A 24,731-nucleotide genomic window follows, 5' to 3' on the forward strand; every position below is an offset into this window, starting at 1 on the left:
TAAAAAATGGTAGAAATTGACAAAAGCAGACTAAGAACGAATCTCCCGCAAGTGGGAATTCAACCATACAGACAAGTACACGCACACTCAACAGGCAACCGTAACTCAACCGCTCAAAATGAAGCAGACTACCACTGGCGCAAAGACCCTGAACTTGGGTTCTTCTCACACGTTGTTGGGAATGGTCGAGTTATGCAAGTAGGGCCTGTAAATAACGGTTCATGGGACGTAGGTGGTGGCTGGAATGCTGAGAGTTATGCAGCAGTCGAATTGATTGAAAGTCATGCAACTAAAGAAGAGTTCATGACTGATTACAAGCTCTATATTCAACTACTACGTGAACTTGCAGAAGAAGCTGGATTGCCTGTCACTCTGGATACAGACGACCTTGCAGGAATTAAAACGCATGAATATTGTACTTATCATCAACCAAATAACAACTCAGACCACGTTGATCCATACCCTTACTTAGCAAGCTGGGGTATTAGTCGCAGTCAATTCAAGCACGACATCGAGAATGGTTTGACTGTTGAACCTGGTTGGAAGAAGAACGACACAGGATACTGGTACGTTAAAGAAGACGGTTCTTATCCTAAAGAGAAATTTGAGAAAATCAACGATGTGTGGTATTACTTCGACAATTCAGGATACATGCTTTCTGAACAGTGGAAGAAGCACAAAGACGGCAAGTGGTACTGGTTCGACAAATCAGGAGCAATGGCTACTGGTTGGAAGAAGATTGCTGAAAAGTGGTACTATTTCAACGAAGAAGGCGCTATGCAGACTGGTTGGGTCAATTATAAAGATACTTGGTACTACCTTGATAGCAAAGAAGGTAACATGGTTTCAAATGCCTTTGTGCAATCAGCAGACAAGACTGGTTGGTACTATCTCAAAGAAGATGGGTCACTTGCTGACAAGCCAGAGTTTGAGGTTGAGCCAGAGGGCTTGATCACACTGAATAAGCCAAAAGAAAAAGAAGAAAAATAAAATAAAATATAACAGAAAGAAATTAAATTAATTATACCTATGAACCGCTGGCAATCGCTGGCGGTTTTTTTGTTTACTCTGAAAAGGGGCAAAAAAGGGGCATAAGGTGTAAACTTTTATATTTTTATGGTAAAAATTATATGCATTTTAAACCTTATTTATGCTTATTTAATAAGATTTATTTCTATTATATACTTATGAAATGATGTTAGCCCTTAAAGAAGCAGTTAAATAATGATTTTATAAAAAACCTATTAATCAAGCGTCAAGCTTGGTTCGTAGGTTTTTTTATTTTGTAGAGGACTTGTTACGAAAGTAGAAGTAGAAATAAGAATTTGGACTATTATAAGCTATAAAAAAATTAAAGCTTGAAAAAATAAAGGAAACAAAAAAACAACTCCGAATCGAAGTTGTTTTCGTTTAACCGTATACAAGTGATGCGGTTGATTATTTGAGACCGTATTTTTTGTTGAAACGATCCACGCGTCCATCTGCTTGAGTGAACTTTTGACGTCCAGTGTAGAATGGGTGTGAGTCTGATGAAATTTCCACACGGATCAATGGGTAAGTTTCGCCTTCGAACTCAACTGTTTCGCTAGAGCGTTTTGTTGAACCGCTAAGGAATTTGTAACCAGTAGTTGTGTCCATGAAGACAACTGGGCGATATTCTGGATGGATATCTTTTTTCATTTTGCAATATTTCCTTTCTGCCATGGTCTCTTTGCGAGCCATAGATTGTTACCATACTAGTCTATCAGATTCTGAAAAGTTTGGCAAGCTTTTTATCTATTTTTCAGCAAGTTTTTTAATTTTTGGTAGATGAACTCATTCTCTTCTAAACTATACGAATTTGCTCCGCTAGCGAGAGGATGGCCACCGCCATCATGTTCTTTTGCGACACCATTGATAGGGACAAATTTACTGCGAAGACGTACGCGGTAGTGACCATCTGCTTGCTCCACAAAGATTCCCCAAAGGCTAACAGTATCAATACGGCCTGGAGCTCCAACGATGGCTGCTGTTTCTGCATCAGTAACCTCGTATTTTTTCAAGATTTCTTGGGTGAGAATAACACGAGCAGCACCATTTTCATCAACTTCTAAGTGGTCATAAACATAACCCTGGAGTTTGGCAATCTTAAAACTCATAGTATCCATTTTACGAGTTAATTCAGCGTAGTCAAAGTTATGTTTTCTGAGTTGACTTGCGATACGAAGCGTGCGTGCAGAAGTAGAAGGGTAGAGAAAACGGCCGGTATCACCAATAATTCCAGCGCAGAGCATTTTAGCAGCGTAGTCGGATAATTCTAAGTTAGTTGCTTCAGAAAAAAGAGCAATCATTTCACTCGCACTACTAGAGTTCGTATCTACCCAAACAAGATCGCCGTAGACTTCGTCATTTGGATGGTGGTCAATTTTGATAATAGTCTCAGCCTTAGTGTATCGTTTATCATCAATACGTGCTGTGTTTGCTGTATCACAGATAATGGCCAGTGCACCTTGATAGTCTGTGTCCTCTACCTGATCCATTTTAGCAAGCCAAGTTAAGGTTGGTTCATTAAAACCAACTACTTTTATCGTTTTTTCTGGAAAATGATGCTCAAGCAAGGCTTTTAAACCTACCTGACTCCCCAGAGCGTCAGGGTCTGGTTTCATATGACGGTGAATGATAATAGTATCATATTCTTTAATTTTTTCTAAAATTTGGTGACAAATTTCCATAATGAACCTCAATTCTTTCTCATTTCATTTTAGCACAAGAGTTTTTATTTTTAAAATCAAAAAGATGTGATATAATGGAGAAAGATTAATTGAGGAGGACCTTATGGCATTAGCAAAAATTGTATTTGCCAGTATGACCGGTAATACTGAAGAAATCGCTGATATTGTAGCAGATAAATTAAGAGAATGTGGATTAGATGTCGATGTTGATGAGTGTACAACCGTTGACGCTTCTGACTTTTTAGAAGCAGACATCGCCATTGTCGCAACCTATACCTACGGAGATGGAGAATTACCAGATGAGATGATGGACTTCTACGAAGATCTAGCAGACCTCAACTTGAGCGGTAAAATCTATGGTGTAGTCGGATCTGGTGATACTTTCTACGATGAATTCTGTAAAGCAGTTGATGACTTCGACCGAGTATTTATCGCCACTGGAGCTGAAAAGGGTTCAGAGTGCGTTAAAGTTGACCTTTCTGCCGAGGAAGAAGATATTGAACGCTTGGAGCAATTCGCTGAAGAATTAGCTGCTAAAGTAGGATAAGCATGAAGTGCACTGATGAAAATTGTCAGTGCAGTTTTTATTAAACAGGATTAGGACTTTACTAGCCTATTTAGTGCTTTTTTGGTACAATAGTTCAATTAAAAAGGAGACTCTATGGATTTAGATAATATTCGACAAGAAATCGATAAAATCGATGACCAGATCGTTCAACTTTTAGAAGAGAGGATGCATTTAGTTGAAGGAGTAGTCGCCTATAAAAAAGCTTCAGGAAAACCTATTCTAGATACTAAAAGAGAAGAAGTTATCTTTGAGAAAGTCAAAAGTCGTGTAGGCAATAAAAAATACGAAGATACAATTGTTGAGACTTTTTCAGATATTCTCAAACGTTCACGTGATTATCAGGATAAAACGATCAAATGAATAAAGAAAAATTTTACCCTCTAGGAATCTTTCTAGCTGGTATGCTGGGAGGAATTGTGCGTTTTCAGATTTCGAGATGGTTGCCATCTAGTCCAGACTTCCCATGGGGAACACTAGTAGTCAACTATTTAGGAATTTTTTGCCTTGTCTACCTTGTAAAAGGTTATCTGGTTTATAAGGGAAGTAGTAAAGGCACTATTCTAGCGCTTGGAACAGGATTCTGTGGCGGCTTAACGACATTTTCTAGTCTCCTATTAGATGCTGTGAAATTGTTGGACACAGGGCGGTACCTTAGTTTGGTGACCTATTTGCTTTTGAGCATCGGTGGTGGGCTTCTATTTGCTTATTGTCTAGGGAGGAAGAAATGGTAGTATTTTATCTAGCACTTGCTTGTGGATTTGGTGCTCTTGTTCGTTATTTCTTTTCCCGTTATAATCAGGGTTCAGTACTGCCTCTAGGAACTCTCATAGCCAATATTCTTGGCTGTTTTCTGATTGGCTTATTTTATAATCATGTGGAATCAAAAGAAGTCTATCTTATTCTTGCAACTGGTTTTTGTGGTGGTTTGACTACTTTCTCAACTTTGAATGATGAACTCCAAAGACTGATCAATGACAAGAAGGCATTTTATAGTTATTTATTATTAACCTACTTGCTTGGTTTTCTTGCAATTTTTTTGGGAATTTTGCTTTAAATTTCTTTACTTTTTCTAGGAAATTTGATAAACTGTATCTTGTGTGTAATGGACGCACAAAAATACAGTTTATCCGCTGAGGAAGTTTCCTCAAGATTGACAAAGATAGGAGAATAAAATGAATCCATTAATCCAAAGCTTGACTGAAGGTCAACTTCGTACAGATATCCCTTCATTCCGTCCTGGTGACACTGTTCGTGTACACGCGAAAGTTGTCGAAGGAAACCGTGAACGTGTTCAGATCTTTGAAGGTGTTGTTATTGCACGTAAAGGTGCTGGCATCTCAGAAAACTACACAGTTCGTAAAATCTCTAACGGTGTAGGTGTTGAACGTATCTTCCCAATCCACACTCCACGTGTTGAAAAGATCGAAGTTGTTCGTTACGGTAAAGTACGTCGTGCGAAATTGTACTACTTGCGTGCTCTTCAAGGTAAGGCAGCTCGTATCAAAGAAATCCGTCGTTAATTCGATGAAAAAAACTCTGCTCATTCGGCAGAGTTTTTCTCTAGCTCCCTTAGTTCAATGGATATAACAACTCCCTCCTAAGGAGTAGTTGCAGGTTCGATTCCTGCAGGGAGCGAAACTAGCTACAAAAACACTGGATAACCAGTGTTTTTTCTTTGACCAAATTTTAAACATTTAATATGATATCTATGGTGTGGTATAATAGATGTAGATTTTGTTGTTTTTGGGAGAAAGAGATGAAAAAACCTACTTTACTTTGGCTGGTTTTAGCCCTTGTAGTATTTGGAGGAGGCGCATGGATGGCACAAGAAACAAATTTATTCCTAAGCCCACGGGCTAAGCAGTTGGCTTATCTAAAGGAACATGAAGAGGAAATGGCGAACTTCGTTAAATCTTGGAATTCAAAAGTTGAGAGTGTCCAGTTTGATTGGGATAGTATGAAGGTTGGTCAGATAGGAAATGGAACTCCTCAAGGCGGAGGTTATATGATGACAGTGAACGGTAGAATCAATAATAATAAGGATACTCAATTTACATTAGGTTTTCCACTAAAACGTAATTTAAATGAAATCCCTGAGAAACTTGTGATTATTCAAATGCAACCTATAAGGATTTTACGCGATGGTGGGTGGTTCTTATATGAGTAATAGTAACTTAAAAACTTTTGAGGATCTTTATTTCAATCATTTAGTTGGAATAGGAGGATAGTATGAAAGAAAGATATTATGAATTTTTGAATATACTGATGACTCGTCATATACCAGTGAGAAATTTACATTTTTTTCTTACATTTTTAATCGAATTTCTATTTACTTCAGTGGTACTGATTGTTTCTATATTTACAAAGAATCAAATGCATAATCTTAGTGTTTTTTTGATTCATATTACAATTGTCCATTTGGTAATAGTACTACTTGCATTTCTGTTGTTTCAAAAATTTTCCGCATCAAAATTATTACAGTCAGTTCCAACGACTTCGTATCTTTTTCTTCATTTTGAATTTCTTTTTTTGAGCTCTATATTCTTTGAGGAACAGTACTTATTGATATTCTTCCTTTTTATTGCTTTAAGCATTGCTTTTCAAGTGGTAAACTTTTTTTACCAAATATCAATTGTTTCAAAAGTCAAACAAATGCCAGATAATGAGCATAAGAAGAATATGTTACACTTACCAACCCTTATTGTAACAGTAATATCCGCGGTAATAGTAGTAATAACACGATTATTTATGTTATCTGGGATTTATATTATCATCGGATTAGTAGGAATGAGTATTTCATGGAACTCGTTCTTTATTATCGGATATACTCAAGTATTTACAGGTTGGAGAAAGACAAGTACTAATAACATTATTTATAGAGGAGAAATAAAATAAAGTTAGATAGAATGGCTAGAAGTAGAGGTCGTGCTAGGAGGATAAGATGAAAGAAAAGTATATTGAATTTTTGAATATGGCAGTTGTGGATACTAGACCTATAAAAAACTCTGATTTTTTAAAGTCAGTTGCAATTGAAGTAATGTTTACTTTGCTGATATTTATAGTATCTATTTTTATAAAAGGAGAGACGAATGATGTGAGTGTGATTATCTTTCATATTACCATTTATCATCTATTGGCTTTGTTATTGATGTTCTTGCTATTTCAAAAGTTTTCCAAATCAAAATTCTTGCAAATATTTCCGGCTACGTCTGTGTTAATTTTTCACGTTGAATTTCTTTTCTGGAGTTCTTTATTTTTGGGAGATGACTACTGGTCTGTCTTTATGTTGTTGATTAGCCTAAGTCTTATTTTTCAGCTACTAACCTTTGTTTACCAGTTGTTAATTGTCCCTAAAGCTAAGACTTTGCCATCTGGAGAGTTCAGGAAGACAATGTTACATATCCCTTCTGTTATTGTTGTTTGTTCAGCAGCAATTGTAATAGTTATAGCACAATTATTTACGTTACCGGCGGTATATGTTGTTACTAGCCTTGTGGCAGTAAGTATTGGATGTATTCCCTTCTATTGGTTTGAATATGCACGAGTATTTACAGGTTGGAAAAAGAAAAGCACCAATAACTTTATTTTTAGAGGAGAAATAAAATGAAATTAATTAGAATAGATATCAGTAATATTGCTTATACAGAGAAAAGAGTTTCGATGGCTACTTTTCCAGATCTGATTGAAAACAGTGAAAAATTATTATTTGAAACAGGGGTCTATAAAAATGGTCCGACAACGATTGAAACATGTTTGAGCACATTTGGAAAGCCAGGAGAATCCTTGTTTAAGGTCTATATTCCGACAAACATCCCAATTGAAGAAATGATGAATTTCAATATCTAGAACATTTTACAATTAAGCAGTGTGTCTCTGATGTAACTCCATTTGATGAACATCTCCTTCCAAAAATTGAAGAAATGAAGCAATATATTCAAGATGAGGGGTTGGAAATGCAAGGAGATACCGTTTTTCTAGCGATATTGCCAATATTTGGACAGCACTTTGTTGAAATTAATATCCCAATTAAGGAGATTTCAGATGCTATTTAAAAACGTGGGAGAATACCAAGATATACAGTATAGAAATGTTATCTCAAGGTATTACAAAGTATCTCCAGAAGAGATGCCGGACACTTATAACGCTTTTTTAGACGAAGTAAGAAAAGCAGGATATACGCTTCGAGGACCTTTCTTTTATACAATTAATTCTAAGTTAGAAGAAAATCAAGATGTGTTGATGGAACTGTTTATCCCAGTAGAAGAAGAGTATATTGAAGATGCTTTGCCGAAAGACTTTTTGTATCACAGTATGTTTCAAGTTTTAAATACTGTTTCAACTAGAATTTTGGAACCAGATGATGAGTCAGTAAGAGAAGGAATCGACTTTTTAGCTGGCTATATTCATTTTCGAGATTATAAAGAGTTGACCCCTCCCTTCTTTTTTACCACAACAATTAATGAAAAATTCTATACAGATATACAAGTAGGAGTGTTGAAGTAGTAAGTCAGATTCATCTGATAATCTCCAGCCTCCAAAAGTTATATTTATTTGTAAACTTTTTGGGTTTTCTGTCTAGTTTGATTATAGATCCGAAGTCGATGCATTGTACAAATAATTAGAGTCATTTTACAAAGGTGTTGATAATTTTTGATCTTTAAAATGTCTCGCCAAATTTCATTTCTTACAAAAATATGAAGGTTAATCTAAAAATAGTTTAGGCAAACTTTTGACCAAGTTTATCCTAAATCCTATTAGAATAGGCTTTTTAAGCATATTTTATATTTCTGCAGGGAGCGAAACTAGTCACAAAAACACTGGATAACCGGTGTTTTTTCTTTGACCAAATTTTGAACAATTCATAAGATATCCATGGTGTGGTATAATAGGCGTAGAATGTTTAGGAGAAAGAAATGAAAAAACACTTATTTTGGCTTATTAGTGTAATGTTAATGTTTTTGACACTTTTTGCACTAAATGGATGTAGTTTGGGTGGAGAATCCATTCCAAAAAACAGGACAAAAGAACAGTACGAATTTGAAAAAACGTTTGAGCCTATATTTAAATTTTTAGAACAAGACAAGAAGGAGTTTACTGGACTAAAGTCATACACTAGTGATGTTTATATAAAAAATCAAGCTAAAGTCAAAAAGTACGAAGTGGACTTAGATATTAATCAAGCTGATATTAAAGGAGATTACACAATAACACGTGGTGACACTAAAGAGACAGTTCCTGTTACTTATTCTAATGGTAAGTTAAATTATGAGTCAGAGATAGATCCTTTATTTGATGAAGAAATTCTTAATTTAGTGGTTTCAAGAGATTATTTCGCTTCCTTAGATGTGAAAAAGACTTTTAAGAGCGCAGAAACTGAATTGAGTGATATTATCTACGAGCCAGAAAATCAATCAGAGTTTTATAAAAAAATAGTGGAAAAGTATAATCTTCCATCTGACACAAAACTTTCAGTTAGTCTTGGATATGCGTATTATGACAGATACGATATACTACTAAGTTTAGAATCAGAAGAAAAATTGGTTCAAATTAGTGCTGCAATTTATCTAGTGAAAGGAAAGTAATTTTTTGAATCCGATCAAAAAGATTGTAAGCTAAAAATAGCACTAATTTCAATATTGGAGAAATTTTTACATGAAAAATCATAAACACTTATTTTGGCTTGTTAGTGTAATGCTAATGCTTTTGACACTTTTTGCACTGAGTGGATGTAGTTTGGGTGGTGAAACAATCCCCAAAAATAGAACAAAAAAACAGTACGAATTTGAAAAAACGTTTGATCCTATATTTAAATTTTTAGAACAAGACAAGAAGGACTTTACGGGATTAAAGGCTTATATTTGTGATGTTTATATAAAAGCTGGAACTCAAGTACAGGATTATGAGATTGATTTAGATATTACTGAATCAGCCATTAAGGGTGACTATACAATAAAAACCGGAGATAAAAAAGAATCGGTTCCTGTTACATACTCAAATGGGAAGTTAAATTATGGGTCGGAGGTAACTCCTTTATATGATGAAGAAATTCTTAATTTAGTAGTACAAAGAGATTATTTTGCTTCTTTGGATATAAAAGAAACCTTTAAGAGCGCTGAAACTGAATTGAGTGATATTATCTACGAGTCAGAAAATCAATCTGACCTCTATAAATATCTTAAAAATAAGTACGATATGCCAGATGATACAACCTGTCGAATAATAGTTAGCTATTCTAGTTATACAATTTATGGTATTACAATTCAGATGAATTCGAAAGATAAGACAGTTCAGTTGGATTTAACTATATTTAAACAAAAGGGATGATAGTTTATGAACGAAATCGAAAAGAGCAATCGTCGGGTCGAAAGGTAAGCAATACAAATGCTAGTTAGGGATAGAAATATGAAAAAAGGCTTATTAATTGGTTGTTTATCCATGGTTATACTATTTGCAATATTCATAATCCTTAGTCCTATTTTTGCAATGATGGATATGTGGGGTCTATTTGCCCATGCAAGTCGGAATGAACTTGAGCAAGCTGTACATCGTTCTTATGAGAACTACGGTCTTACAGGTCAGTTTGAGTTAGAAAAATACGAAAAAAACTATACAAGTGTAGGAGGATTTGTAATCCATGGTACTTACACTGAAAATATAGATGGTAAAACCTATCAGGCTAATTCTCGCTTTGAATACTATACTCGTCCTTCGGAAAACAAAAAGTATAAAAAGACGGATGCAGAAGTAGATTATGAACAAAACAAAAAAATTTATCACGCTTTTCCAGAATTAGCCTATCTAGGGATTGAAATAAGTCCAGGTACTAGTGAGTTTTTAAAAACATTGGATACTTCAATAACAGATCCCAAAATGACTGCTTTGAAATACGATGGGATTGATTTTCAATTTAATAGTAAATCTGGCAATATGTATCTTTATGATGAAATTTTAGAGGAAAATCAAAGAAAAGGACAAGCATTACAAGGGATGTATCCTATGGATGCTCAATATCTTTTCCAAAAAGATATCTTTATACCAGAATTTCAATTTCGATACTACACTCCAGAAGACAAGAAGGATCAGTTATATGATGCTTATCTTAAAGACCTTGAATCGCAATTGAAAGAGTTTTTTAACAATCAACCCTTACCTAGTGGTCTTTATGCTGTAAAGATTGATCGATATGAAGGGGATAAACTAGTCAATAATAGCGGTGGCTATCATGTTAGGATTGGAAACCGTCAAGTTGTGAAGTTTATCAAAGATTTACAGCAGGAGTCACTGGACTAATGCTTTTCAGATGTATAGAATTTTGGAGAAAGAGGTAATATGTTAGATGTCCCAAGAAGAATACCTTCGAATAAAAAAAGAATATAAAATTCGCCTAGTATTAGTAATCCTTCTATTCGTATTATTTTCTATCCTAAGTATCTTGCTCATCATAAATCTCAATAGATTTATCCCGCTAGGCGCGACAGCTATGGCTACAGTTGTTCCGTTCAACCATTTCTTACTCGTTCCACTTTGGGAAGAGAAAAAAGCGATTGAAGCAGAGCATCCTGAATGGAAGGACCTTAGTATAAGCGGAGCCAGGGTCCCTTCGACAGAAGCGAGTAAACGAAACATAGCAACTGTTGGGAGCATTATTGCCTTGTTATTATCGTTTGCTTTACTCTATAGGCCTGCTAAGGTATACCAGAAGGTGCCTACTGCCGATGAACTAAAGAACCTTCCCAAGATTGAGAACAATGGCATTCCTAAACTTGATAATAAGAAAATTCCAAAAATAAAAAGGGAATCAGAAGAGTAATCTGTAATGAAAATACCCCAGGAGTTAGACTTTTTCTCTAACTTCTGGGGTGCTTTTATTATATTCTATTCAGTTTACAAGACCCAAGTTCGAATGGCATGGGCAACGCCGGATTCATCATTTGTTTTGGTGATGTATTTGGCGATTTTTTTGAGTTCTGGGTTTCCGTTTTCCATAACAACGGGATTTCCAACGACTGCTAGCATGGCACGGTCATTTTCTTCATCACCGATCGCCATAGTTTCATCTTTGCTTAGTCCAAGTTTCTCAGCTAGGTGAGTGATAGCAGATCCCTTGTCTACATCCTTTTTAAGGAGTTCTAGGTAAAATTGAGCAGATTTGTTGATAGAGTATCGCTCGTAAAATTCTGCTGGAATCTTTTCAATAGCAGCATCGAGAATCTCTGGTTCGTCGATAAACATACATTTGACGATTTCTTTATCAGCCATCTCTTCAGGTGTACGGTAAAAAATTGGCATGCTGACGAGAGTTGACTCGTGTACGGTGTATTTTCCGATATTGCGATTGGCAGTGTAGATGCCGTCTTTGGTAATAGCATGCATATGGACTCCCAGTTTACGGCTGAGAAATTCCATATCAAGATAGTCCTCGTAAGTCAAGGATTCGCTGATAATCTCATGGCCATTAGCGGTTTCTTGGACAAGGGCACCGTTGAAGGTCACAACATAGTCTCCTTCGTCTCTCAACTGCAAGTCGTCAAGAAGTTTGGCAACACCAGCGATGGGGCGTCCTGTTGCAATGACAACCTTGACCCCAGCTGCTTTGGCATCTTGGATAGCTGCAAAAACTTCTGGAGTAATTTCTTTTTTGCTATTAACCAGGGTACCATCAATATCGACGGCGATTAGTTTTATACTCATAAATTTCCTCTGTTATTTCTTGTCTGGAGTAAAATGATCATTCTCAATCAAATGTGAAAATTGTTGAATGATATTCGTGAAAATACTGTTTTGCTTAAGCATTTCTTTAGGGAAGTAGAAACGGTTGTCACCATGACGGCTTCCTGCAAGAGATTGGACGATAGGAGATAGGCTAGAAAGTTCTGCCAGCTCGCCATTCTTTTGGACAATCTCGATTTGAGTTCTTGGATTTGCAGACTCTGGTCGATAAATATCGTAAGGAAGGTCAAAATTCTTATGGATAGCAGTGTAGTAGTTGGGGTCAAACCCAATTTCTTCTACGAAATTCCGCATGATCTCAAGTTTGTCTTGGTCGTCCTCAGAAAAAGTAATAGATTTAAAGACCTTACGGTTGATAAAACGTTGCGAAAGATCAGCTAGAATTTTATCTGTACTAGTCATCCAGAGTTGGAAATAGGTATTCATAACCCCGTCGTCAAGTGCAAGATAGTCAGATAAGGTTACCTTCTTCTCAAAAAATGGCAGTAGATGTGGGGATGTAAGGGCAAAGAAGTCCTTATTTTCAGGATAGAGCTCCTTAGCACGTTTGAGAAGATTTTGCAGAAGGACTTCCATGGCGCGTGTGGCTGGGTGGAAATAAACCTGCATATACATCTGGTAACGACTGAGTACATAGTCCTCGATGGCATGCATCCCATTACGCTGAAAGGCAATGCCATTTTCAACAGGACGAATGACACGAAGAATACGAGTGAGGTCAAACTGGCCATAAAAAGCACCGGTGAAGTAGGAGTCGCGTAGGAGATAGTCCATACGGTCTGCATCAATCTGACTAGAAATGAGCTGAACCACTTGTTTGTTTGGATAAGTGTGGTCGATAACGCTGGCTACTTTTTTTGGAAAGTCCGGTGCAACCTGCAAAAGAACCTGATGAATCTCTGTATCAGGGCTTTGGATAATTTCCTGGGTAATTGCCTCATGGTCGGTGTCAAAGAGATTTTCAAAAGTATGAGAGTAGGCACCGTGTCCGAGATCATGTAGTAAAGCTGCAGTCATGGTTAGTAGTGACTCGTTAGAATCCCATTCCTCAGGATATTTCTCCTCAAAAATCTCAGTGATTTGACGGGCAATTTCGTAGACACCCAAACAGTGAGAAAAACGACTATGCTCTCCACCATGGAAAGTATAGCTAGATGTCCCAAGCTGTTTGATGCGACGGAGCCGTTGAAATTCTTTGGTATTGATCAGGTCATAAATGACTTGATTATTAACGTGGATATAGTTGTGAACTGGGTCACGAAATACTTTTTCATTCATAAGACCATTATAGCAAATTCCTTGCCTTTTTGGTAAAATAGTAGGGATAAGTGAGAAGAAAGAGGAATAGTTGTGAAGATTAGAATGAGAAATACCATCAAGTTCGATGACCAATTGGAAGTAATCGACCAACTTTATGATGTTGAATTACGGGAAAAGGGCGATTTTTCCTATCTCCTTTTTTACAATGAAGACCAAGAAAAAGTAGTTTTGAAATTTAATGGGGAGGAACTTGTCATGACACGTTTCTCAAATCCCAAGACCATCATGCGTTTTCTCAAGGATTCTGATAGTTTAGCCTATATTCCAACACCTATGGGACTGCAGGAGTTTATCATCCAAACAAGCCACTACGAAGTTGGTGAAGAGAAGATTGAACTAGCCTATCAACTACAAAACAAAGAAGGAGTTCCATTTGCCAACTACCGTTTAGAAATTACTTGGGGATAAGAAAAAGAGGCTGGGAAAAAAGTTCTAGCCTCTCAATTGTATTTGGAGTGTCGAGCAAGACGCAGTGGTTGAGTGGGCTCTAATACGCTGATTTCATCAGCTTTTACAGCCCTACTCAACTGTGCGGAGGTGGGACGACGAAATCGAATTCTAACGAATTACCGATTTCTGTCCCACTCTCATTTGATATAGAGTTCTTGATTTTTTAGGACGATTTCACGTACACTTGCAAATTTCTTAAGTTTTTTAAGTTCTTCTGGATGGGTTACAAGGGTGATGACATAGCCATCTTTACCCATACGCCCTGTACGACCCGCACGGTGAGTGTAAGTTTCCGTGTCTCTAGGGACGTCAAAGTTAATCACGCATTCCAAGCTATCAATGTCGATACCACGAGCCAGAAGGTCTGTCGCAAGAAGTAGTGTCAGTTGATTATCTTTGAATTTTTCTAGAATAACTTTTCTAAATTTAACGTTGACATCGCTAGCTAGCGAAACTGCTAAAACATCACGGTATTGTAATTTTTCCTCGGCGCTTCCAAGATCAGACAAGCTATTAAAGAAGACAAGACCACGGAAATCTTCAACCTGTGCCAGTTTACGAAGCATATCTACTCTGTGACGTTGGTCTACTTGCATGTAGAAGTGTTGGATGTTGTCTAACTTTTGGTCTGAGAGGTCAATGATGCGCGTGTTAGGTGCAATCTTATCTTGGTCAAATTTGGTAGTGGCACTCATGTAAATAAGTTGATGGTCACGAGGTGCGTAGTTGGTAATTTTCTCGACAAAATGAATTTGAGAATCATCAAGGAGTTGGTCGAATTCATCAAGAATGATTGTTTCCACGTTCATCATCTTGATTTTTTTCAATTTGACCAGTTCAAAGATACGACCAGGTGTTCCAATCAGAATTTCTGGTCCTTTTTTAAGTCGTTCAATTTGGCGTTTCTGGCTCGAACCGGATAGAAATAGCTGAGCTGTTAATCCGATAGCCTCACCCCAGGTTTTAGTGACTTCAAAAATTTGTCCAGCAAGCTCAGTATTAGGTGCTAAAATCAATAATTGTTGGGCTTTTTTCTTTTGCAGTTTGAGAAGACTAGGTAGGAGATAGGCTAAAGTTTTCCCTGTACCAGTTGGACTGACTCCAAGTAGGTTTTCACCTTCTGTTATTGGTTCAAAAAGTTGAGTTTGAATGGGAGTAAATTCTTGGAATCCCAGTTGATCAATCAATTCTTGCCATTCGGTAGGTAGTTTGGTTTTCATTTTTCTGCCTCAAATCTAATGCCAGCATTCTGGCGCATGGTATAAAGTAGCTCATGGACGTGTGTCGCATCATCAATCCAAGATTGGTAGAGATTCAGGTCTGCTTGCTTAATCATATGTGCGAAAGCAGCAACTTCCTCAGTCATGGTGTGAGGAGCCTGCTGGATAGGAAGTTGAACTTCATTTCCTTGATGGTCTGTAAAAGTAGCTGATTGGACATGCTCGATTGTATTAAGTGTCAAGGTTCCATCAGTAGTATAAATCTCACAAGGAAGATTAGAAGTGATATTCTTTCCTGCTTTGATGTGTACTTGATAGTCAGGATAGTAGAGCATGCCGTCACCGTTCAAATCGATACTATTATCTAGTTTCTGAGCTTGATAGGTTGCATGAGTCGGTTTTCCAAATAAGCGAACAGCAGCGTAGATAGGATAAATACCAAGATCCATGAGTGCACCACCTGCAAAACGGTCTGAGAAAACATTAGGAGTATCGCCAGCAAGTAGGTTAGGCATCTTAGAAGAATATTTAGCGTAGTTAAAGTCTGCACCCAGAATTTGTTTGTTTGCAAGAAAGTCTTTGATTGTGGTAAAAGCATCTTCGTGGTAGTTTCTTGCTGCTTCAAAGATAAAACATTTATTATCTTTAGCCGTTTGAACTAATTCCTGCCATTCTTGTGGTTGAGTGACAGCTGGTTTTTCAAGGATAACATGTTTTCCAGCAGATAAAGCCATCTTTGCTTGACTAAAATGCAGGGAATTGGGACTAGCAATGTATACCACATCGAATGAATCATTAAAGAAATCATTTAGCTGATCAAATAGCTTAACGCCTTGATACTGTTCAACAAACTTTTCTGCGGTTTCTATTTTTCTAGAATAGACTGCACCCAGTTGAAAGTTCCCGCTAGTATGGGCAGCCTCTAGAAAATGATGGCTGATTGAACTAGTTCCTATGATACCAAGTTTTAGCATAGTTACTCCTTTTCCACAAGTAATGTTTGATTTCATTATATCATAGAAAGAGCCAACTCGTTACCTTGAGATAATTCTTTTGCTTTGATACTTCGAAATTTCTAGAAAAAATGGTACAATAGTTACAGTAAATTTAGGAGTTTAGTATGAGATTATTACCTATGAGAAAGATTTCTCGTCATTCAAAAAGATTGGCGCTTTTTTTGACTTTTTGTGCAGGCTATGTAGATGCCTATACGTTTATTGTAAGAGGCAATACCTTAGTCGCTGGGCAAACAGGGAATGTGGTATTTCTATCAGTCGGAATCGTTCAGAGAAATTTGGCTGATGCTGAAATAAAGATATTGACACTTTTATCTTTCATGTTAGGCGTTTTTTTGCTTACGATTTACAAGGAAAAACTTCGCATTGTTAAAAAACCCATTCTATCACTTGTTCCATTAGCTATTTTATCATTGATAATCGGCTTTGTTCCATTGAGTGTTGATAACATGTTTATTATTCCTCCTCTGGCTTTTTGTATGGGTCTGGTTACAACAGCTTTTGGAGAGGTTTCTGGAATTGCCTATAACAATGCCTTTATGACGGGAAATATCAAACGCACCATGTTGGCTTTTGGCGAATACGTCCGGACCAAGCACACAGCCTTTTTGATGGAAGGATTGATTTTTGTGAGCCTACTTGTTAGTTTCATTCTAGGAGTAGTATTTTCAGCTTACTTAACGATTATCTTCAACGAAAAAACGATTTTAGGTGTCCCTATCATGATGAGTATTTTTTATCTAAGTATGCTTTTATCTTCTTTACAAAAAAAGTCTGATAAAAGGCTGAATTTTGAGTGAAAATACTTGTCAAAAATTTGGAATCATGCTATACTTGTAGAGTTGACTATGCACGATCCTGTGCAACCGCACGAACATCGTTGCTCGTCGTATAACAAATTTAAACTTCGTCATTATCGCCTTGCCTAACATAAGTTATGTCTTCAGCTTAATTCCTAGTTTATTCTTTGTTATACTAAGAGCTCTTCTTTTAAGTGGTTCGTCCCACGATGCTAGGCGAGTCTTCACAAAAATTCGGGGAAACCCCAAAAAATCATAGGAGGTGCATAATGAGCACATACGCAATTATCAAAACTGGCGGAAAACAAGTTAAAGTTGAAGTTGGTCAAGCAGTTTACGTTGAAAAATTGAACGTTGAAGCTGGTCAAGAAGTTACTTTTAACGAAGTTGTTCTTGTTGGTGGTGAAAACACTGTTGTCGGAACTCCACTTGTTTCTGGAGCTACTGTAGTTGGAACTGTTGAAAAACAAGGAAAACAAAAGAAAGTTGTTACTTACAAGTACAAACCTAAAAAAGGTAGCCACCGTAAACAAGGTCACCGTCAACCATACACTAAAGTTGTCATCAACGCAATCAACGCTTAATTTTAAGGAGAACACATGATACAAGCAGTCTTTGAGAGAGCCGAAGATGGCGAGCTGAGGAGTGCGGAGATTACTGGACACGCCGAGAGTGGCGAATACGGCCTAGATGTCGTGTGTGCATCGGTTTCTACGCTTGCCATAAACTTTATCAATTCCATTGAGAAATTTGCAGGCTATGAACCAATCTTAGAATTAAACGAAGATGAAGGTGGCTATCTGATGGTTGAAATTCCAAAAGATCTTCCTTCTCACCAGAGAGAAATGTCACAATTATTCTTTGAATCATTTTTCTTAGGTATGGCAAACTTATCGGAGAACTCTTCTGAGTTCGTCCAAACCAGAGTTATCACAGAAAACTAACACGGAGGAAAACATTATGTTAAAAATGACTCTTAACAACTTGCAACTTTTCGCCCACAAAAAAGGTGGAGGTTCTACATCAAACGGACGCGATTCACAAGCTAAACGTCTTGGAGCTAAAGCAGCTGACGGACAAACTGTAACTGGTGGATCAATCCTTTACCGTCAACGTGGTACACACATCTATCCAGGTGTAAACGTTGGACGTGGTGGAGACGATACTTTGTTCGCTAAAGTTGAAGGCGTAGTACGTTTCGAACGTAAAGGTCGCGATAAGAAACAGGTTTCTGTTTACCCAATCGCAAAATAAACATTAAATAAGGCTTTCCAAGATTTTTGGAAAGCTTTTTTTCTTGAACAATATTTGTATCAGTTATTTTTTAAGTTTACTTCAGAAACTGTTTTAAATCAATAAAATCTTAAGGAGCTTATTTGATTTATTATGATAGATAATAAGAAGGAAATATGGTATAATATAGGGTGAGACCTTATGAATAAATAGTGAAAGAGTATAAAAAAAATAATGAAAAAAATAGTCATTAACGGTAGACGTCCATTAAAGGGTGAGATAACCATTAGCGGAGCAAAAAATAGTGTAGTTGCTCTGATTCCTGCTATTATTTTATCAGATGATGTAGTTATTTTGGATTGTGTTCCAGATATCTCCGATGTCGCTAGTTTGGTTGATATTATGGAAATTATGGGTGCGAGTGTTAAGCGCTATGATGACGTTCTAGAAATTGATCCTCGTGGTGTTCAAAATAAACCAATGCCATACGGTAAGATTAACAGTCTTCGCGCATCCTATTATTTCTACGGTAGTCTTCTTGGACGTTTTGGTGAAGCAACAGTAGGTTTGCCTGGTGGATGTGACTTGGGTCCTCGTCCTATTGACTTGCACTTGAAAGCTTTTGAAGCTATGGGTGCTAAGACAACCTATGAGGGAGATAATATGAATCTCTCAACTAATGGTTCTAAGTTACAGGGTGCTAGTATTTATATGGATACTGTAAGTGTAGGAGCAACTATTAATACGATGCTTGCAGCAGTAAAAGCTCAAGGACGTACAGTCATTGAAAATGCTGCTCGAGAGCCTGAAATTATTGATGTAGCTACTTTGTTAAATAATATGGGAGCTCATATTCGTGGTGCAGGTACGGATATGATTACTATCGATGGTGTTGAATCTCTACACGGCACACGTCATCAAGTTATTCCAGATCGTATCGAAGCTGGTACTTATATTTCTTTAGCTGCTGCTGTGGGACAAGGAATTCTTATTAACAATGTACTTTATGAACATTTAGAAGGTTTTATTGCGAAACTTGAAGAAATGGGTGTTCATATGACTGTTTCTGAAGATAGTATCTTTGTTGAAGAGCAGAAAAATCTAAAAGCTGTTAATATCAAGACTGCTCCATATCCAGGATTTGCTACAGACCTTCAACAACCGATTACACCACTTTTGTTGAAAGCAGAAGGACGAGGAACACTGATTGATACCATTTATGAAAAACGTGTGAACCATGTCTTTGAATTAGCTAAAATGAACGCAGATATTTCAACAACAAACGACCACATCCTTTATAAGGGTGGAAATCCTTTGCAGGGTGCAAAAGTTAAGGCGACAGACCTACGTGCTGGAGCTGCCTTGGTTATTGCTGGCTTGATGGCTGAAGGAAAAACAGAGATTACCAATGTTGAATTCATCCTACGAGGCTACTCAAATATTATTGAGAAATTACGTAAGCTTGGAGCAGATATTGAGCTAATCGAAGATTAGCCATTTTGAGGAACACAATGAATATCTGGACAAAATTAGCAATGTATTCTTTCTATGAGACGGAACGTTTGTATTTCCGTCCATTCTTTTTTACGGATGTAGATGACTTTCATGCTCTAGCATCAGACCCTGAAAATCTCCAATTTATTTTTCCTACGCAAGCCAGCATTGAGGAAAGTCAATATGCTCTTGCTAACTACTTTATGAAATCACCTTTGGGAATTTGGGCGATTTGTGATAAGAAAGCACAGAAGATGATTGGAGCCATCAAGTTTGAAAAGCTGGATGAAATCCGTAAAGAAGCAGAAATTGGCTATTTTTTAAGGAAAGATTATTGGTCTCAAGGATATATGACGGAAGCAGTGACTAAATTACGCGATTTGTCTATGGATCAGTTTGAATTAAAGCAACTTTCTATTGTGACGCATTTAGAAAATAGTGCTAGTCAAAAGGTTGCACAAAAATCAGGCTTCGTTCTATATCGTCGTTTCAAGGGTAGTGATCGATATACTCGTAAGATGCGGGATTATCTAGAATTTCGCTATACAAAAGGAGAGCTAAATGAGTAAACACCAAGAAATTTTAGCTTATTTAGAAGAATTACCAGTCGGAAAACGGGTCAGTGTTCGAAGTATTTCAAATAGGCTGGGAGTGAGTGATGGTACAGCTTATCGTGCTATCAAAGAAGCTGAAAATAGAGGATTGGTTGAAACACGTCCTCGAAGTGGAACTGTCCGTGTCAAGTCCAAAAAAGTTGCCATTGAGAGATTAACCTTTGCAGAAATTGCAGAAGTCACTGGTTCAGAAGTTTTAGCTGGCCAAGCAGGTTTGGAGAGAGAATTCAGTAAATTCTCCATTGGAGCCATGACAGAAAAAAATATTCTTTCTTATCTTCATGATGGTGGTCTACTTATTGTCGGTGATAGAACACGGATCCAATTATTGGCACTTGAAAATGAAAATGCTGTCTTGGTAACGGGTGGATTTGAAGTTCATAAAGATGTTTTGGATGCTGCTAATAAGAAAAATATCCCAGTGTTACGCAGTAAACATGACACATTTACCATTGCAACCATGATTAACCGAGCTTTGTCAAATGTACAAATAAAGACAGATATTTTAACGGTTGAAAAAATCTATCGCACTTGTCATGAATATGGTTTTTTACAAGAAACGGATACTGTAAAAGATTATTTAGATTTAGTTCGTAAGAATAGAAGTAGTCGATTCCCTGTTATCAATCAGCACAAGGTTGTTGTTGGTGTCGTGACCATGCGTGATGCTGGAGATAAGTCACCAGGGACTACCATTGATAAGGTCATGACAAGAACGGTCTATATGACAGGCCTAGCAACGAATATTGCTAACGTGAGCCAGAGAATGATTGCAGAAGATTTTGAAATGGTACCTGTTGTACGGAGCAATCAAACCTTGCTTGGTGTCATTACTAGACGTGATGTTATGGAAAAAATGAGTCGTTCTCAGGTCTCAACTTTACCAACCTTTTCAGAACAGATTGGACAGAAGTTATCTTATCATCATGATGAAGTTGTTATTACAGTCGAACCCTTTATGTTAGAAAAAAATGGTGTTCTGGCTAATGGTGTTCTTTCAGAAATCTTGACTCATATGACGCAAGACTTGGTCGTTAATAGCGGTCGTAACCTCATCATTGAACAAATGTTGATTTACTTCTTACAGGCTGTTCAGATTGATGATGTTCTACGGATTCAAGCTAGAATTATTCATCATACGAGACGATCGGCTATTATTGATTATGACATTTATCTCAATCATCAAATTGTATCAAAAGCAAATGTAACTGTAAAAATTAATTAGAATCTAGGAGAAAACATGATTACATTAAAATCAGCTAGAGAAATCGAAGCTATGGATAAGGCTGGTGATTTTCTTGCAAGTATCCACATTGGCTTGCGTGATATCATTAAGCCAGGTGTTGATATGTGGGAAGTAGAAGAGTATGTTCGCCGTCGTTGTAAAGAAGAGAATTTCCTTCCACTACAGATTGGTGTTGATGGGGCAATGATGGACTATCCATATGCAACCTGCTGTTCGCTCAATGACGAAGTAGCACATGCCTTCCCTCGTCATTATATCCTCAAAGAGGGTGACCTCCTCAAGGTTGATATGGTTCTTGGTGGGCCAATCGCGAAGTCTGACCTCAATGTTTCTAAACTCAATTTTAACAACGTTGAGCAGATGAAAAAATATACTCAAAACTTTACGGGTGGTTTGGCTGATTCTTGTTGGGCATACGCAGTTGGTAAACCATCAGAAGAAGTTAAAAACTTGATGGACGTGACCAAGGAAGCTATGTATAAGGGGATCGAACAAGCTGTTGTTGGCAATCGCATCGGCGATATTGGTGCAGCGATTCAAGAATATGCTGAAAGTCGTGGATACGGCGTTGTTCGTGATCTTGTAGGACACGGTGTTGGACCAACCATGCATGAAGAACCAATGGTTCCAAACTATGGTATCGCAGGTCGTGGCCTTCGCCTTCGTGAAGGTATGGTTTTGACAATCGAACCTATGATTAATACAGGTGATTGGGAAATTGATACAGACATGAAAACAGGCTGGGCTCACAAAACTATAGATGGTGGTCTATCATGTCAGTATGAGCATCAGTTTGTTATTACCAAGGATGGACCTGTTATCTTGACAAGTCAAGGTGAAGAAGGAACTTATTAATCAAAAGGGAGCTGAGCTCCTTTTTTTCGTTTTAGTTGAAATCAAATTTGCGTAGCAGATATCTTACAAACGTTTTCTTTTATAGTAAAATATAAGATGACTATATGAAAGAAGGTTCTTAATTGGAAAGTATTATATTTTTTATTTCTGTCTTTATAGCTGGGGTCTTGTCATTCTTTTCTCCCTGTATTTTTCCCTTGTTACCAGTCTACGCAGGTGTTCTGCTAGATGATCAAGAGGAGTCAAGGACATTTCGTTTTTTGGGTAAAGATGTTGCCTGGTCAGGATTGATTCGGACACTCTGTTTTATCGCAGGTATCTCTCTAATTTTCTTTATTCTAGGGTTTGGAGCAGGATTTCTTGGGAATTTACTTTATGCCGACTGGTTCCGTTATGTCATGGGAATCATGATTGTTATACTGGGTTTGCATCAGATGGAAATTCTTCACTTACAAAAATTAGAGGTACAAAAAACAGTAACATTTAAGCAAAAACAGTCTAGCAAATATTTGTCGGCCTTTTTACTGGGTATCAGCTTCAGCTTTGGCTGGACTCCATGTATAGGCCCAGTTTTAAGTTCTGTTTTAGCACTGGCTGCCTCAGGAGGAAATGGAGCTTTTCAAGGGGCTTTATTAACCCTAATTTATACACTTGGAATGGCGCTTCCATTTTTAGTATTGGCCTTGGCATCAGGTCTGATCATGCCTTATTTTAGTAGAATTAAATCTCACCTACTCTTATTGAAAAGAATTGGTGGTTTACTAATTATTCTCATGGGAATTTTATTAATGTTGGGACAGTTAAATGTCTTATCTGGAATATTAGGATAAAAGGAGTAATCTATGAAAAAAACAATCTATTTTGGACTTAGTTTCTTATCTATCTTTCTTTTGATTGCTTGTGGCAAGGAAGAGAAGGAACCAAGTCAGGAAAATCAAACGACTCAAGCACAGCAGCAAGCAACGGTTAAGCAAATAGCTGTAGGAGCAGAAGCACCGGATTTCACGCTCCAATCTATGGATGGAAAAGAAGTGAAATTATCAGATTATAAAGGAAAGAAAGTTTATCTTAAATTTTGGGCTTCTTGGTGCGGACCTTGTAAAAAAAGTATGCCTGAATTAATGGAACTTGCTGCAAAAGAAGATCGTGATTTTGAAATATTATCTGTTATTGCACCCGGCCTTCAAGGCGAAAAAACGATCGACCAATTTCCAAAATGGTTTGAGGAGCAGGGCTATAAGGATATACCTGTCTTATATGACACTAAGGGAACTACCTTCCAAGCCTATCAGATTCGAAGTATCCCAACTGAATACCTAATTGATTCAAATGGTAAAATTGCTAAGATTCAGTTAGGTGCAATTAGCAATGCAGAAGCTGAAGCAGCTTTTGCACAAATGGATTAACGTTATAAAAAATGTCTAGACTGTTTTGTCTAGACATTTCTTTTTTTTAAAATTAAATTGAATTAGTTTTTAGAAGCAGCTTGGAATTCTGGGTTTTTCCATGCTTCGTCAATAATTTCTTGCAATTCACGAGCAGAAAGTTGCATTTTTTGAGTTTCAGCATCGTTCAATGGGATGTTAACTGGGCGAACGATACCATGCGCACCAACGATAGCTGGTTGACCGATAAAGACGTTTTCAACTCCGTATTGTCCTTCTTGGAAGACTGAAAGTGGAAGAACCGCATTTTCATCATCAAGGATAGCTTTTGTGATACGAGCAAGAGCAACTGCGATACCGTAGTATGTAGCACCTTTTTTGTTGATGATTGAGTAAGCAGCGTCACGAACTGAGATGAAGAGTTCAACAAGATCCGCTTCATTCAAGTCACGGTTAGCTTGTAACCATTGTTCCAATTTAACACCGGCAACGTTAGCGTGTGACCAAACTGCAAATTCAGAGTCACCGTGCTCACCCATGATGTAGGCGTGAACTGAACGAGCATCAACACCGATAGTTTCAGCAAGTGCTTGACGGAAACGAGCTGAGTCAAGTGAAGTACCTGAACCGATAACACGTTCTTTAGGGAATCCTGAGAATTTCCAAGTTGAGTAAGTTAAAATGTCAACTGGGTTAGCAGCAACAAGGAAGATACCGTCAAAACCAGACGCAACAACTTGTTCAACGATTGATTTGTTGATAGCAAGGTTTTTACCAACAAGGTCAAGACGAGTTTCACCTGGTTTTTGTGGAGCACCGGCAGTGATAACTACAAGGTCTGCATCCGCACAGTCTTCGTACTTAGCTGCATAGATTTTTTTAGGTGAAGTAAAAGCTAGCGCGTGGCTAAGGTCTTCGGCATCACCAACTGCTTTTTCAAACAATTGAGGAATTTCAATGATACCAAGTTCTTGTGCAATTCCTTGTGTTACGAGGGCAAAAGCGTAAGATGAACCTACGGCACCGTCACCGACGAGGATAACTTTTTTGTGTTGTTTAGTTGCTGTCATTTGTCTAAACATCTCCTTT

General features: G+C 37.4%; 34 protein-coding genes and 1 tRNA gene. 28 read left to right on the top strand and 7 right to left on the bottom strand.

Annotation, left to right across the window (positions count from 1 at the left end; all coding sequences use genetic code 11):
• Window positions 1-6 precede the first annotated feature (6 nt).
• Window positions 7-990 (top strand): N-acetylmuramoyl-L-alanine amidase, encoded by a 984-nt coding sequence (locus ACLNCS_RS04410; protein ID WP_424847422.1) that lies wholly within the window; start codon window positions 7-9, stop codon window positions 988-990.
• A 447-nt stretch (window positions 991-1,437) separates the two neighbouring features.
• Here ACLNCS_RS04410 and ACLNCS_RS04415 read toward each other — a convergent pair whose 3' ends face one another.
• Together ACLNCS_RS04415 and ACLNCS_RS04420 are read right to left on the bottom strand one after the other, a co-directional pair.
• Window positions 1,438-1,680 carry a type B 50S ribosomal protein L31 gene (locus ACLNCS_RS04415; protein WP_004253349.1) on the bottom strand — a complete coding sequence of 81 codons (243 nt, stop codon included), beginning with the start codon at window positions 1,678-1,680 and terminating at the stop codon, window positions 1,438-1,440.
• 92 nt (window positions 1,681-1,772) lie between these two features.
• Window positions 1,773-2,711, bottom strand: a complete 939-nt coding sequence (locus ACLNCS_RS04420; RefSeq protein ID WP_424847424.1) for a DHH family phosphoesterase — start codon at window positions 2,709-2,711, stop codon at window positions 1,773-1,775.
• A gap of 103 nt (window positions 2,712-2,814) precedes the next feature.
• On the opposite strand from ACLNCS_RS04420, the gene ACLNCS_RS04425 reads away from it, so the two are divergent.
• From ACLNCS_RS04425 to ACLNCS_RS04500, 16 genes are all read left to right on the top strand, one after another.
• Entirely contained in the window at window positions 2,815-3,258 is a 444-nt protein-coding gene (locus tag ACLNCS_RS04425) for a flavodoxin (RefSeq protein WP_006148652.1), read from the top strand.
• 114 nt (window positions 3,259-3,372) lie between these two features.
• On the top strand, window positions 3,373-3,639 hold the full coding sequence (locus ACLNCS_RS04430) for a chorismate mutase (protein ID WP_006148651.1): 267 nt from the start codon (window positions 3,373-3,375) through the stop codon (window positions 3,637-3,639).
• Window positions 3,636-4,010 carry a fluoride efflux transporter CrcB gene (gene crcB / locus ACLNCS_RS04435; RefSeq protein WP_006148650.1) on the top strand — a complete coding sequence of 125 codons (375 nt, stop codon included), beginning with the start codon at window positions 3,636-3,638 and terminating at the stop codon, window positions 4,008-4,010. The genes ACLNCS_RS04430 and crcB (ACLNCS_RS04435) overlap by 4 nt, the downstream gene beginning before the upstream one ends.
• Complete coding sequence (crcB, locus tag ACLNCS_RS04440; RefSeq protein ID WP_006148649.1) at window positions 4,004-4,333, top strand: fluoride efflux transporter CrcB; 330 nt, start codon at window positions 4,004-4,006, stop codon at window positions 4,331-4,333. Before crcB (ACLNCS_RS04435) ends, crcB (ACLNCS_RS04440) begins: the two co-directional genes overlap by 7 nt.
• Window positions 4,334-4,451: 118 nt before the next feature.
• Window positions 4,452-4,799: a 50S ribosomal protein L19 gene (rplS, locus tag ACLNCS_RS04445; RefSeq protein WP_001068670.1), complete on the top strand. Its 348-nt coding sequence runs from the start codon at window positions 4,452-4,454 to the stop codon at window positions 4,797-4,799.
• A gap of 43 nt (window positions 4,800-4,842) precedes the next feature.
• Window positions 4,843-4,914: transfer RNA gene (locus tag ACLNCS_RS04450), tRNA-Arg, on the top strand.
• A gap of 121 nt (window positions 4,915-5,035) precedes the next feature.
• Complete coding sequence (locus ACLNCS_RS04455) at window positions 5,036-5,446, top strand: hypothetical protein (protein WP_424847428.1); 411 nt, start codon at window positions 5,036-5,038, stop codon at window positions 5,444-5,446.
• Between the two features lie 62 nt (window positions 5,447-5,508).
• Window positions 5,509-6,174, top strand: a complete 666-nt coding sequence (locus ACLNCS_RS04460) for a lantibiotic ABC transporter permease (protein WP_424847430.1) — start codon at window positions 5,509-5,511, stop codon at window positions 6,172-6,174.
• Window positions 6,175-6,220: 46 nt separating this feature from the next.
• Window positions 6,221-6,886, top strand: coding sequence for a lantibiotic ABC transporter permease (locus ACLNCS_RS04465; protein ID WP_424847432.1), 666 nt, complete (start codon window positions 6,221-6,223; stop codon window positions 6,884-6,886).
• Window positions 6,883-7,125: a hypothetical protein gene (locus ACLNCS_RS04470; RefSeq protein ID WP_424847434.1), complete on the top strand. Its 243-nt coding sequence runs from the start codon at window positions 6,883-6,885 to the stop codon at window positions 7,123-7,125. Before ACLNCS_RS04465 ends, ACLNCS_RS04470 begins: the two co-directional genes overlap by 4 nt.
• A 74-nt stretch (window positions 7,126-7,199) precedes the next feature.
• The gene (locus tag ACLNCS_RS04475; RefSeq protein WP_424847436.1) at window positions 7,200-7,331 is read left to right on the top strand and encodes a hypothetical protein; all 132 of its coding nucleotides are present in this window, start codon (window positions 7,200-7,202) and stop codon (window positions 7,329-7,331) included.
• Window positions 7,321-7,782 (top strand): hypothetical protein, encoded by a 462-nt coding sequence (locus ACLNCS_RS04480; protein ID WP_247912430.1) that lies wholly within the window; start codon window positions 7,321-7,323, stop codon window positions 7,780-7,782. Before ACLNCS_RS04475 ends, ACLNCS_RS04480 begins: the two co-directional genes overlap by 11 nt.
• A gap of 410 nt (window positions 7,783-8,192) precedes the next feature.
• A complete protein-coding gene (locus ACLNCS_RS04485; protein WP_424847438.1) occupies window positions 8,193-8,861 on the top strand; it encodes a hypothetical protein in 669 nt (222 codons plus the stop codon).
• A gap of 70 nt (window positions 8,862-8,931) precedes the next feature.
• Window positions 8,932-9,603, top strand: a complete 672-nt coding sequence (locus ACLNCS_RS04490; RefSeq protein ID WP_424847440.1) for a hypothetical protein — start codon at window positions 8,932-8,934, stop codon at window positions 9,601-9,603.
• A 78-nt stretch (window positions 9,604-9,681) separates the two neighbouring features.
• Window positions 9,682-10,569 (top strand): hypothetical protein, encoded by an 888-nt coding sequence (locus tag ACLNCS_RS04495; RefSeq protein ID WP_424847442.1) that lies wholly within the window; start codon window positions 9,682-9,684, stop codon window positions 10,567-10,569.
• A 46-nt stretch (window positions 10,570-10,615) separates the two neighbouring features.
• A complete protein-coding gene (locus tag ACLNCS_RS04500) occupies window positions 10,616-11,089 on the top strand; it encodes a hypothetical protein (protein ID WP_424847444.1) in 474 nt (157 codons plus the stop codon).
• Between the two features lie 74 nt (window positions 11,090-11,163).
• On the opposite strand, the gene yidA is transcribed toward ACLNCS_RS04500, so the two are convergent.
• Together yidA and ACLNCS_RS04510 are read right to left on the bottom strand one after the other, a co-directional pair.
• A complete protein-coding gene (yidA, locus tag ACLNCS_RS04505; RefSeq protein WP_006148642.1) occupies window positions 11,164-11,970 on the bottom strand; it encodes a sugar-phosphatase in 807 nt (268 codons plus the stop codon).
• A gap of 12 nt (window positions 11,971-11,982) precedes the next feature.
• Window positions 11,983-13,287 carry an HD domain-containing protein gene (locus ACLNCS_RS04510; RefSeq protein ID WP_006148641.1) on the bottom strand — a complete coding sequence of 435 codons (1,305 nt, stop codon included), beginning with the start codon at window positions 13,285-13,287 and terminating at the stop codon, window positions 11,983-11,985.
• Window positions 13,288-13,359: 72 nt separating this feature from the next.
• Between ACLNCS_RS04510 and ACLNCS_RS04515 the strand changes: the two genes are divergently transcribed.
• Entirely contained in the window at window positions 13,360-13,737 is a 378-nt protein-coding gene (locus ACLNCS_RS04515) for a DUF1934 domain-containing protein (protein WP_004253378.1), read from the top strand.
• A 179-nt stretch (window positions 13,738-13,916) separates the two neighbouring features.
• Here ACLNCS_RS04515 and ACLNCS_RS04520 read toward each other — a convergent pair whose 3' ends face one another.
• Both ACLNCS_RS04520 and ACLNCS_RS04525 read right to left on the bottom strand, forming a co-directional pair.
• Window positions 13,917-14,999 carry a DEAD/DEAH box helicase gene (locus tag ACLNCS_RS04520; RefSeq protein ID WP_004253381.1) on the bottom strand — a complete coding sequence of 361 codons (1,083 nt, stop codon included), beginning with the start codon at window positions 14,997-14,999 and terminating at the stop codon, window positions 13,917-13,919.
• Window positions 14,996-15,973, bottom strand: coding sequence for a Gfo/Idh/MocA family protein (locus tag ACLNCS_RS04525; protein ID WP_424847447.1), 978 nt, complete (start codon window positions 15,971-15,973; stop codon window positions 14,996-14,998). Before ACLNCS_RS04525 ends, ACLNCS_RS04520 begins: the two co-directional genes overlap by 4 nt.
• A 146-nt stretch (window positions 15,974-16,119) precedes the next feature.
• Between ACLNCS_RS04525 and ACLNCS_RS04530 the strand changes: the two genes are divergently transcribed.
• The 10 genes from ACLNCS_RS04530 (at window position 16,120) to sdbB (ending at window position 23,663) form a co-directional block, all read left to right on the top strand.
• Window positions 16,120-16,815, top strand: a complete 696-nt coding sequence (locus ACLNCS_RS04530; protein WP_070677267.1) for a YoaK family protein — start codon at window positions 16,120-16,122, stop codon at window positions 16,813-16,815.
• A gap of 269 nt (window positions 16,816-17,084) precedes the next feature.
• Window positions 17,085-17,399, top strand: a complete 315-nt coding sequence (gene rplU, locus ACLNCS_RS04535) for a 50S ribosomal protein L21 (protein ID WP_003007734.1) — start codon at window positions 17,085-17,087, stop codon at window positions 17,397-17,399.
• Between the two features lie 15 nt (window positions 17,400-17,414).
• The gene (locus ACLNCS_RS04540; RefSeq protein ID WP_070677270.1) at window positions 17,415-17,759 is read left to right on the top strand and encodes a ribosomal-processing cysteine protease Prp; all 345 of its coding nucleotides are present in this window, start codon (window positions 17,415-17,417) and stop codon (window positions 17,757-17,759) included.
• 16 nt (window positions 17,760-17,775) lie between these two features.
• Entirely contained in the window at window positions 17,776-18,069 is a 294-nt protein-coding gene (rpmA, locus tag ACLNCS_RS04545; protein WP_000916509.1) for a 50S ribosomal protein L27, read from the top strand.
• Window positions 18,070-18,282: 213 nt separating this feature from the next.
• The gene (locus ACLNCS_RS04550) at window positions 18,283-19,542 is read left to right on the top strand and encodes a UDP-N-acetylglucosamine 1-carboxyvinyltransferase (protein ID WP_074324155.1); all 1,260 of its coding nucleotides are present in this window, start codon (window positions 18,283-18,285) and stop codon (window positions 19,540-19,542) included.
• A gap of 17 nt (window positions 19,543-19,559) precedes the next feature.
• Window positions 19,560-20,111, top strand: a complete 552-nt coding sequence (locus ACLNCS_RS04555) for a GNAT family N-acetyltransferase (RefSeq protein WP_006145664.1) — start codon at window positions 19,560-19,562, stop codon at window positions 20,109-20,111.
• On the top strand, window positions 20,104-21,381 hold the full coding sequence (gene spxR / locus ACLNCS_RS04560) for a CBS-HotDog domain-containing transcription factor SpxR (RefSeq protein WP_036757618.1): 1,278 nt from the start codon (window positions 20,104-20,106) through the stop codon (window positions 21,379-21,381). Before ACLNCS_RS04555 ends, spxR begins: the two co-directional genes overlap by 8 nt.
• A gap of 15 nt (window positions 21,382-21,396) precedes the next feature.
• A complete protein-coding gene (locus ACLNCS_RS04565; protein WP_045763436.1) occupies window positions 21,397-22,257 on the top strand; it encodes a methionyl aminopeptidase in 861 nt (286 codons plus the stop codon).
• A gap of 122 nt (window positions 22,258-22,379) precedes the next feature.
• The gene (gene ccdA2, locus ACLNCS_RS04570) at window positions 22,380-23,087 is read left to right on the top strand and encodes a thiol-disulfide oxidoreductase-associated membrane protein CcdA2 (protein ID WP_070677276.1); all 708 of its coding nucleotides are present in this window, start codon (window positions 22,380-22,382) and stop codon (window positions 23,085-23,087) included.
• A 12-nt stretch (window positions 23,088-23,099) separates the two neighbouring features.
• A complete protein-coding gene (sdbB, locus tag ACLNCS_RS04575) occupies window positions 23,100-23,663 on the top strand; it encodes a thiol-disulfide oxidoreductase-associated lipoprotein SdbB (RefSeq protein ID WP_070677279.1) in 564 nt (187 codons plus the stop codon).
• A gap of 62 nt (window positions 23,664-23,725) precedes the next feature.
• On the opposite strand, the gene ACLNCS_RS04580 is transcribed toward sdbB, so the two are convergent.
• Window positions 23,726-24,712, bottom strand: a complete 987-nt coding sequence (locus ACLNCS_RS04580) for an L-lactate dehydrogenase (protein WP_004253416.1) — start codon at window positions 24,710-24,712, stop codon at window positions 23,726-23,728.
• Window positions 24,713-24,731: the final 19 nt, after the last annotated feature.

Source organism: Streptococcus sp. CL9.43 (assembly GCF_049737935.1).
In the GTDB taxonomy this organism is placed as follows: Bacteria; Bacillota; Bacilli; order Lactobacillales; family Streptococcaceae; genus Streptococcus; species Streptococcus infantis_I.

Excerpts from the sequence above, each read along its gene's own strand:
- ACLNCS_RS04410 (WP_424847422.1), top strand. The coding sequence starts at position 7 with ATGGTAGAAATTGACAAAAGCAGACTAAGAACGAATCTCCCGCAAGTG.
- ACLNCS_RS04415 (WP_004253349.1), bottom strand. The coding sequence starts at position 1,680 with ATGAAAAAAGATATCCATCCAGAATATCGCCCAGTTGTCTTCATGGAC.
- ACLNCS_RS04420 (WP_424847424.1), bottom strand. The coding sequence starts at position 2,711 with ATGGAAATTTGTCACCAAATTTTAGAAAAAATTAAAGAATATGATACT.
- ACLNCS_RS04425 (WP_006148652.1), top strand. The coding sequence starts at position 2,815 with ATGGCATTAGCAAAAATTGTATTTGCCAGTATGACCGGTAATACTGAA.
- ACLNCS_RS04430 (WP_006148651.1), top strand. The coding sequence starts at position 3,373 with ATGGATTTAGATAATATTCGACAAGAAATCGATAAAATCGATGACCAG.
- crcB (WP_006148650.1), top strand. The coding sequence starts at position 3,636 with ATGAATAAAGAAAAATTTTACCCTCTAGGAATCTTTCTAGCTGGTATG.
- crcB (WP_006148649.1), top strand. The coding sequence starts at position 4,004 with ATGGTAGTATTTTATCTAGCACTTGCTTGTGGATTTGGTGCTCTTGTT.
- rplS (WP_001068670.1), top strand. The coding sequence starts at position 4,452 with ATGAATCCATTAATCCAAAGCTTGACTGAAGGTCAACTTCGTACAGAT.
- ACLNCS_RS04455 (WP_424847428.1), top strand. The coding sequence starts at position 5,036 with ATGAAAAAACCTACTTTACTTTGGCTGGTTTTAGCCCTTGTAGTATTT.
- ACLNCS_RS04460 (WP_424847430.1), top strand. The coding sequence starts at position 5,509 with ATGAAAGAAAGATATTATGAATTTTTGAATATACTGATGACTCGTCAT.
- ACLNCS_RS04465 (WP_424847432.1), top strand. The coding sequence starts at position 6,221 with ATGAAAGAAAAGTATATTGAATTTTTGAATATGGCAGTTGTGGATACT.
- ACLNCS_RS04470 (WP_424847434.1), top strand. The coding sequence starts at position 6,883 with ATGAAATTAATTAGAATAGATATCAGTAATATTGCTTATACAGAGAAA.
- ACLNCS_RS04475 (WP_424847436.1), top strand. The coding sequence starts at position 7,200 with ATGAAGCAATATATTCAAGATGAGGGGTTGGAAATGCAAGGAGATACC.
- ACLNCS_RS04480 (WP_247912430.1), top strand. The coding sequence starts at position 7,321 with ATGCTATTTAAAAACGTGGGAGAATACCAAGATATACAGTATAGAAAT.
- ACLNCS_RS04485 (WP_424847438.1), top strand. The coding sequence starts at position 8,193 with ATGAAAAAACACTTATTTTGGCTTATTAGTGTAATGTTAATGTTTTTG.
- ACLNCS_RS04490 (WP_424847440.1), top strand. The coding sequence starts at position 8,932 with ATGAAAAATCATAAACACTTATTTTGGCTTGTTAGTGTAATGCTAATG.
- ACLNCS_RS04495 (WP_424847442.1), top strand. The coding sequence starts at position 9,682 with ATGAAAAAAGGCTTATTAATTGGTTGTTTATCCATGGTTATACTATTT.
- ACLNCS_RS04500 (WP_424847444.1), top strand. The coding sequence starts at position 10,616 with ATGTCCCAAGAAGAATACCTTCGAATAAAAAAAGAATATAAAATTCGC.
- yidA (WP_006148642.1), bottom strand. The coding sequence starts at position 11,970 with ATGAGTATAAAACTAATCGCCGTCGATATTGATGGTACCCTGGTTAAT.
- ACLNCS_RS04510 (WP_006148641.1), bottom strand. The coding sequence starts at position 13,287 with ATGAATGAAAAAGTATTTCGTGACCCAGTTCACAACTATATCCACGTT.
- ACLNCS_RS04520 (WP_004253381.1), bottom strand. The coding sequence starts at position 14,999 with ATGAAAACCAAACTACCTACCGAATGGCAAGAATTGATTGATCAACTG.
- ACLNCS_RS04525 (WP_424847447.1), bottom strand. The coding sequence starts at position 15,973 with ATGCTAAAACTTGGTATCATAGGAACTAGTTCAATCAGCCATCATTTT.
- ACLNCS_RS04530 (WP_070677267.1), top strand. The coding sequence starts at position 16,120 with ATGAGATTATTACCTATGAGAAAGATTTCTCGTCATTCAAAAAGATTG.
- rplU (WP_003007734.1), top strand. The coding sequence starts at position 17,085 with ATGAGCACATACGCAATTATCAAAACTGGCGGAAAACAAGTTAAAGTT.
- ACLNCS_RS04540 (WP_070677270.1), top strand. The coding sequence starts at position 17,415 with ATGATACAAGCAGTCTTTGAGAGAGCCGAAGATGGCGAGCTGAGGAGT.
- rpmA (WP_000916509.1), top strand. The coding sequence starts at position 17,776 with ATGTTAAAAATGACTCTTAACAACTTGCAACTTTTCGCCCACAAAAAA.
- ACLNCS_RS04550 (WP_074324155.1), top strand. The coding sequence starts at position 18,283 with ATGAAAAAAATAGTCATTAACGGTAGACGTCCATTAAAGGGTGAGATA.
- ACLNCS_RS04555 (WP_006145664.1), top strand. The coding sequence starts at position 19,560 with ATGAATATCTGGACAAAATTAGCAATGTATTCTTTCTATGAGACGGAA.
- spxR (WP_036757618.1), top strand. The coding sequence starts at position 20,104 with ATGAGTAAACACCAAGAAATTTTAGCTTATTTAGAAGAATTACCAGTC.
- ACLNCS_RS04565 (WP_045763436.1), top strand. The coding sequence starts at position 21,397 with ATGATTACATTAAAATCAGCTAGAGAAATCGAAGCTATGGATAAGGCT.
- sdbB (WP_070677279.1), top strand. The coding sequence starts at position 23,100 with ATGAAAAAAACAATCTATTTTGGACTTAGTTTCTTATCTATCTTTCTT.
- ACLNCS_RS04580 (WP_004253416.1), bottom strand. The coding sequence starts at position 24,712 with ATGACAGCAACTAAACAACACAAAAAAGTTATCCTCGTCGGTGACGGT.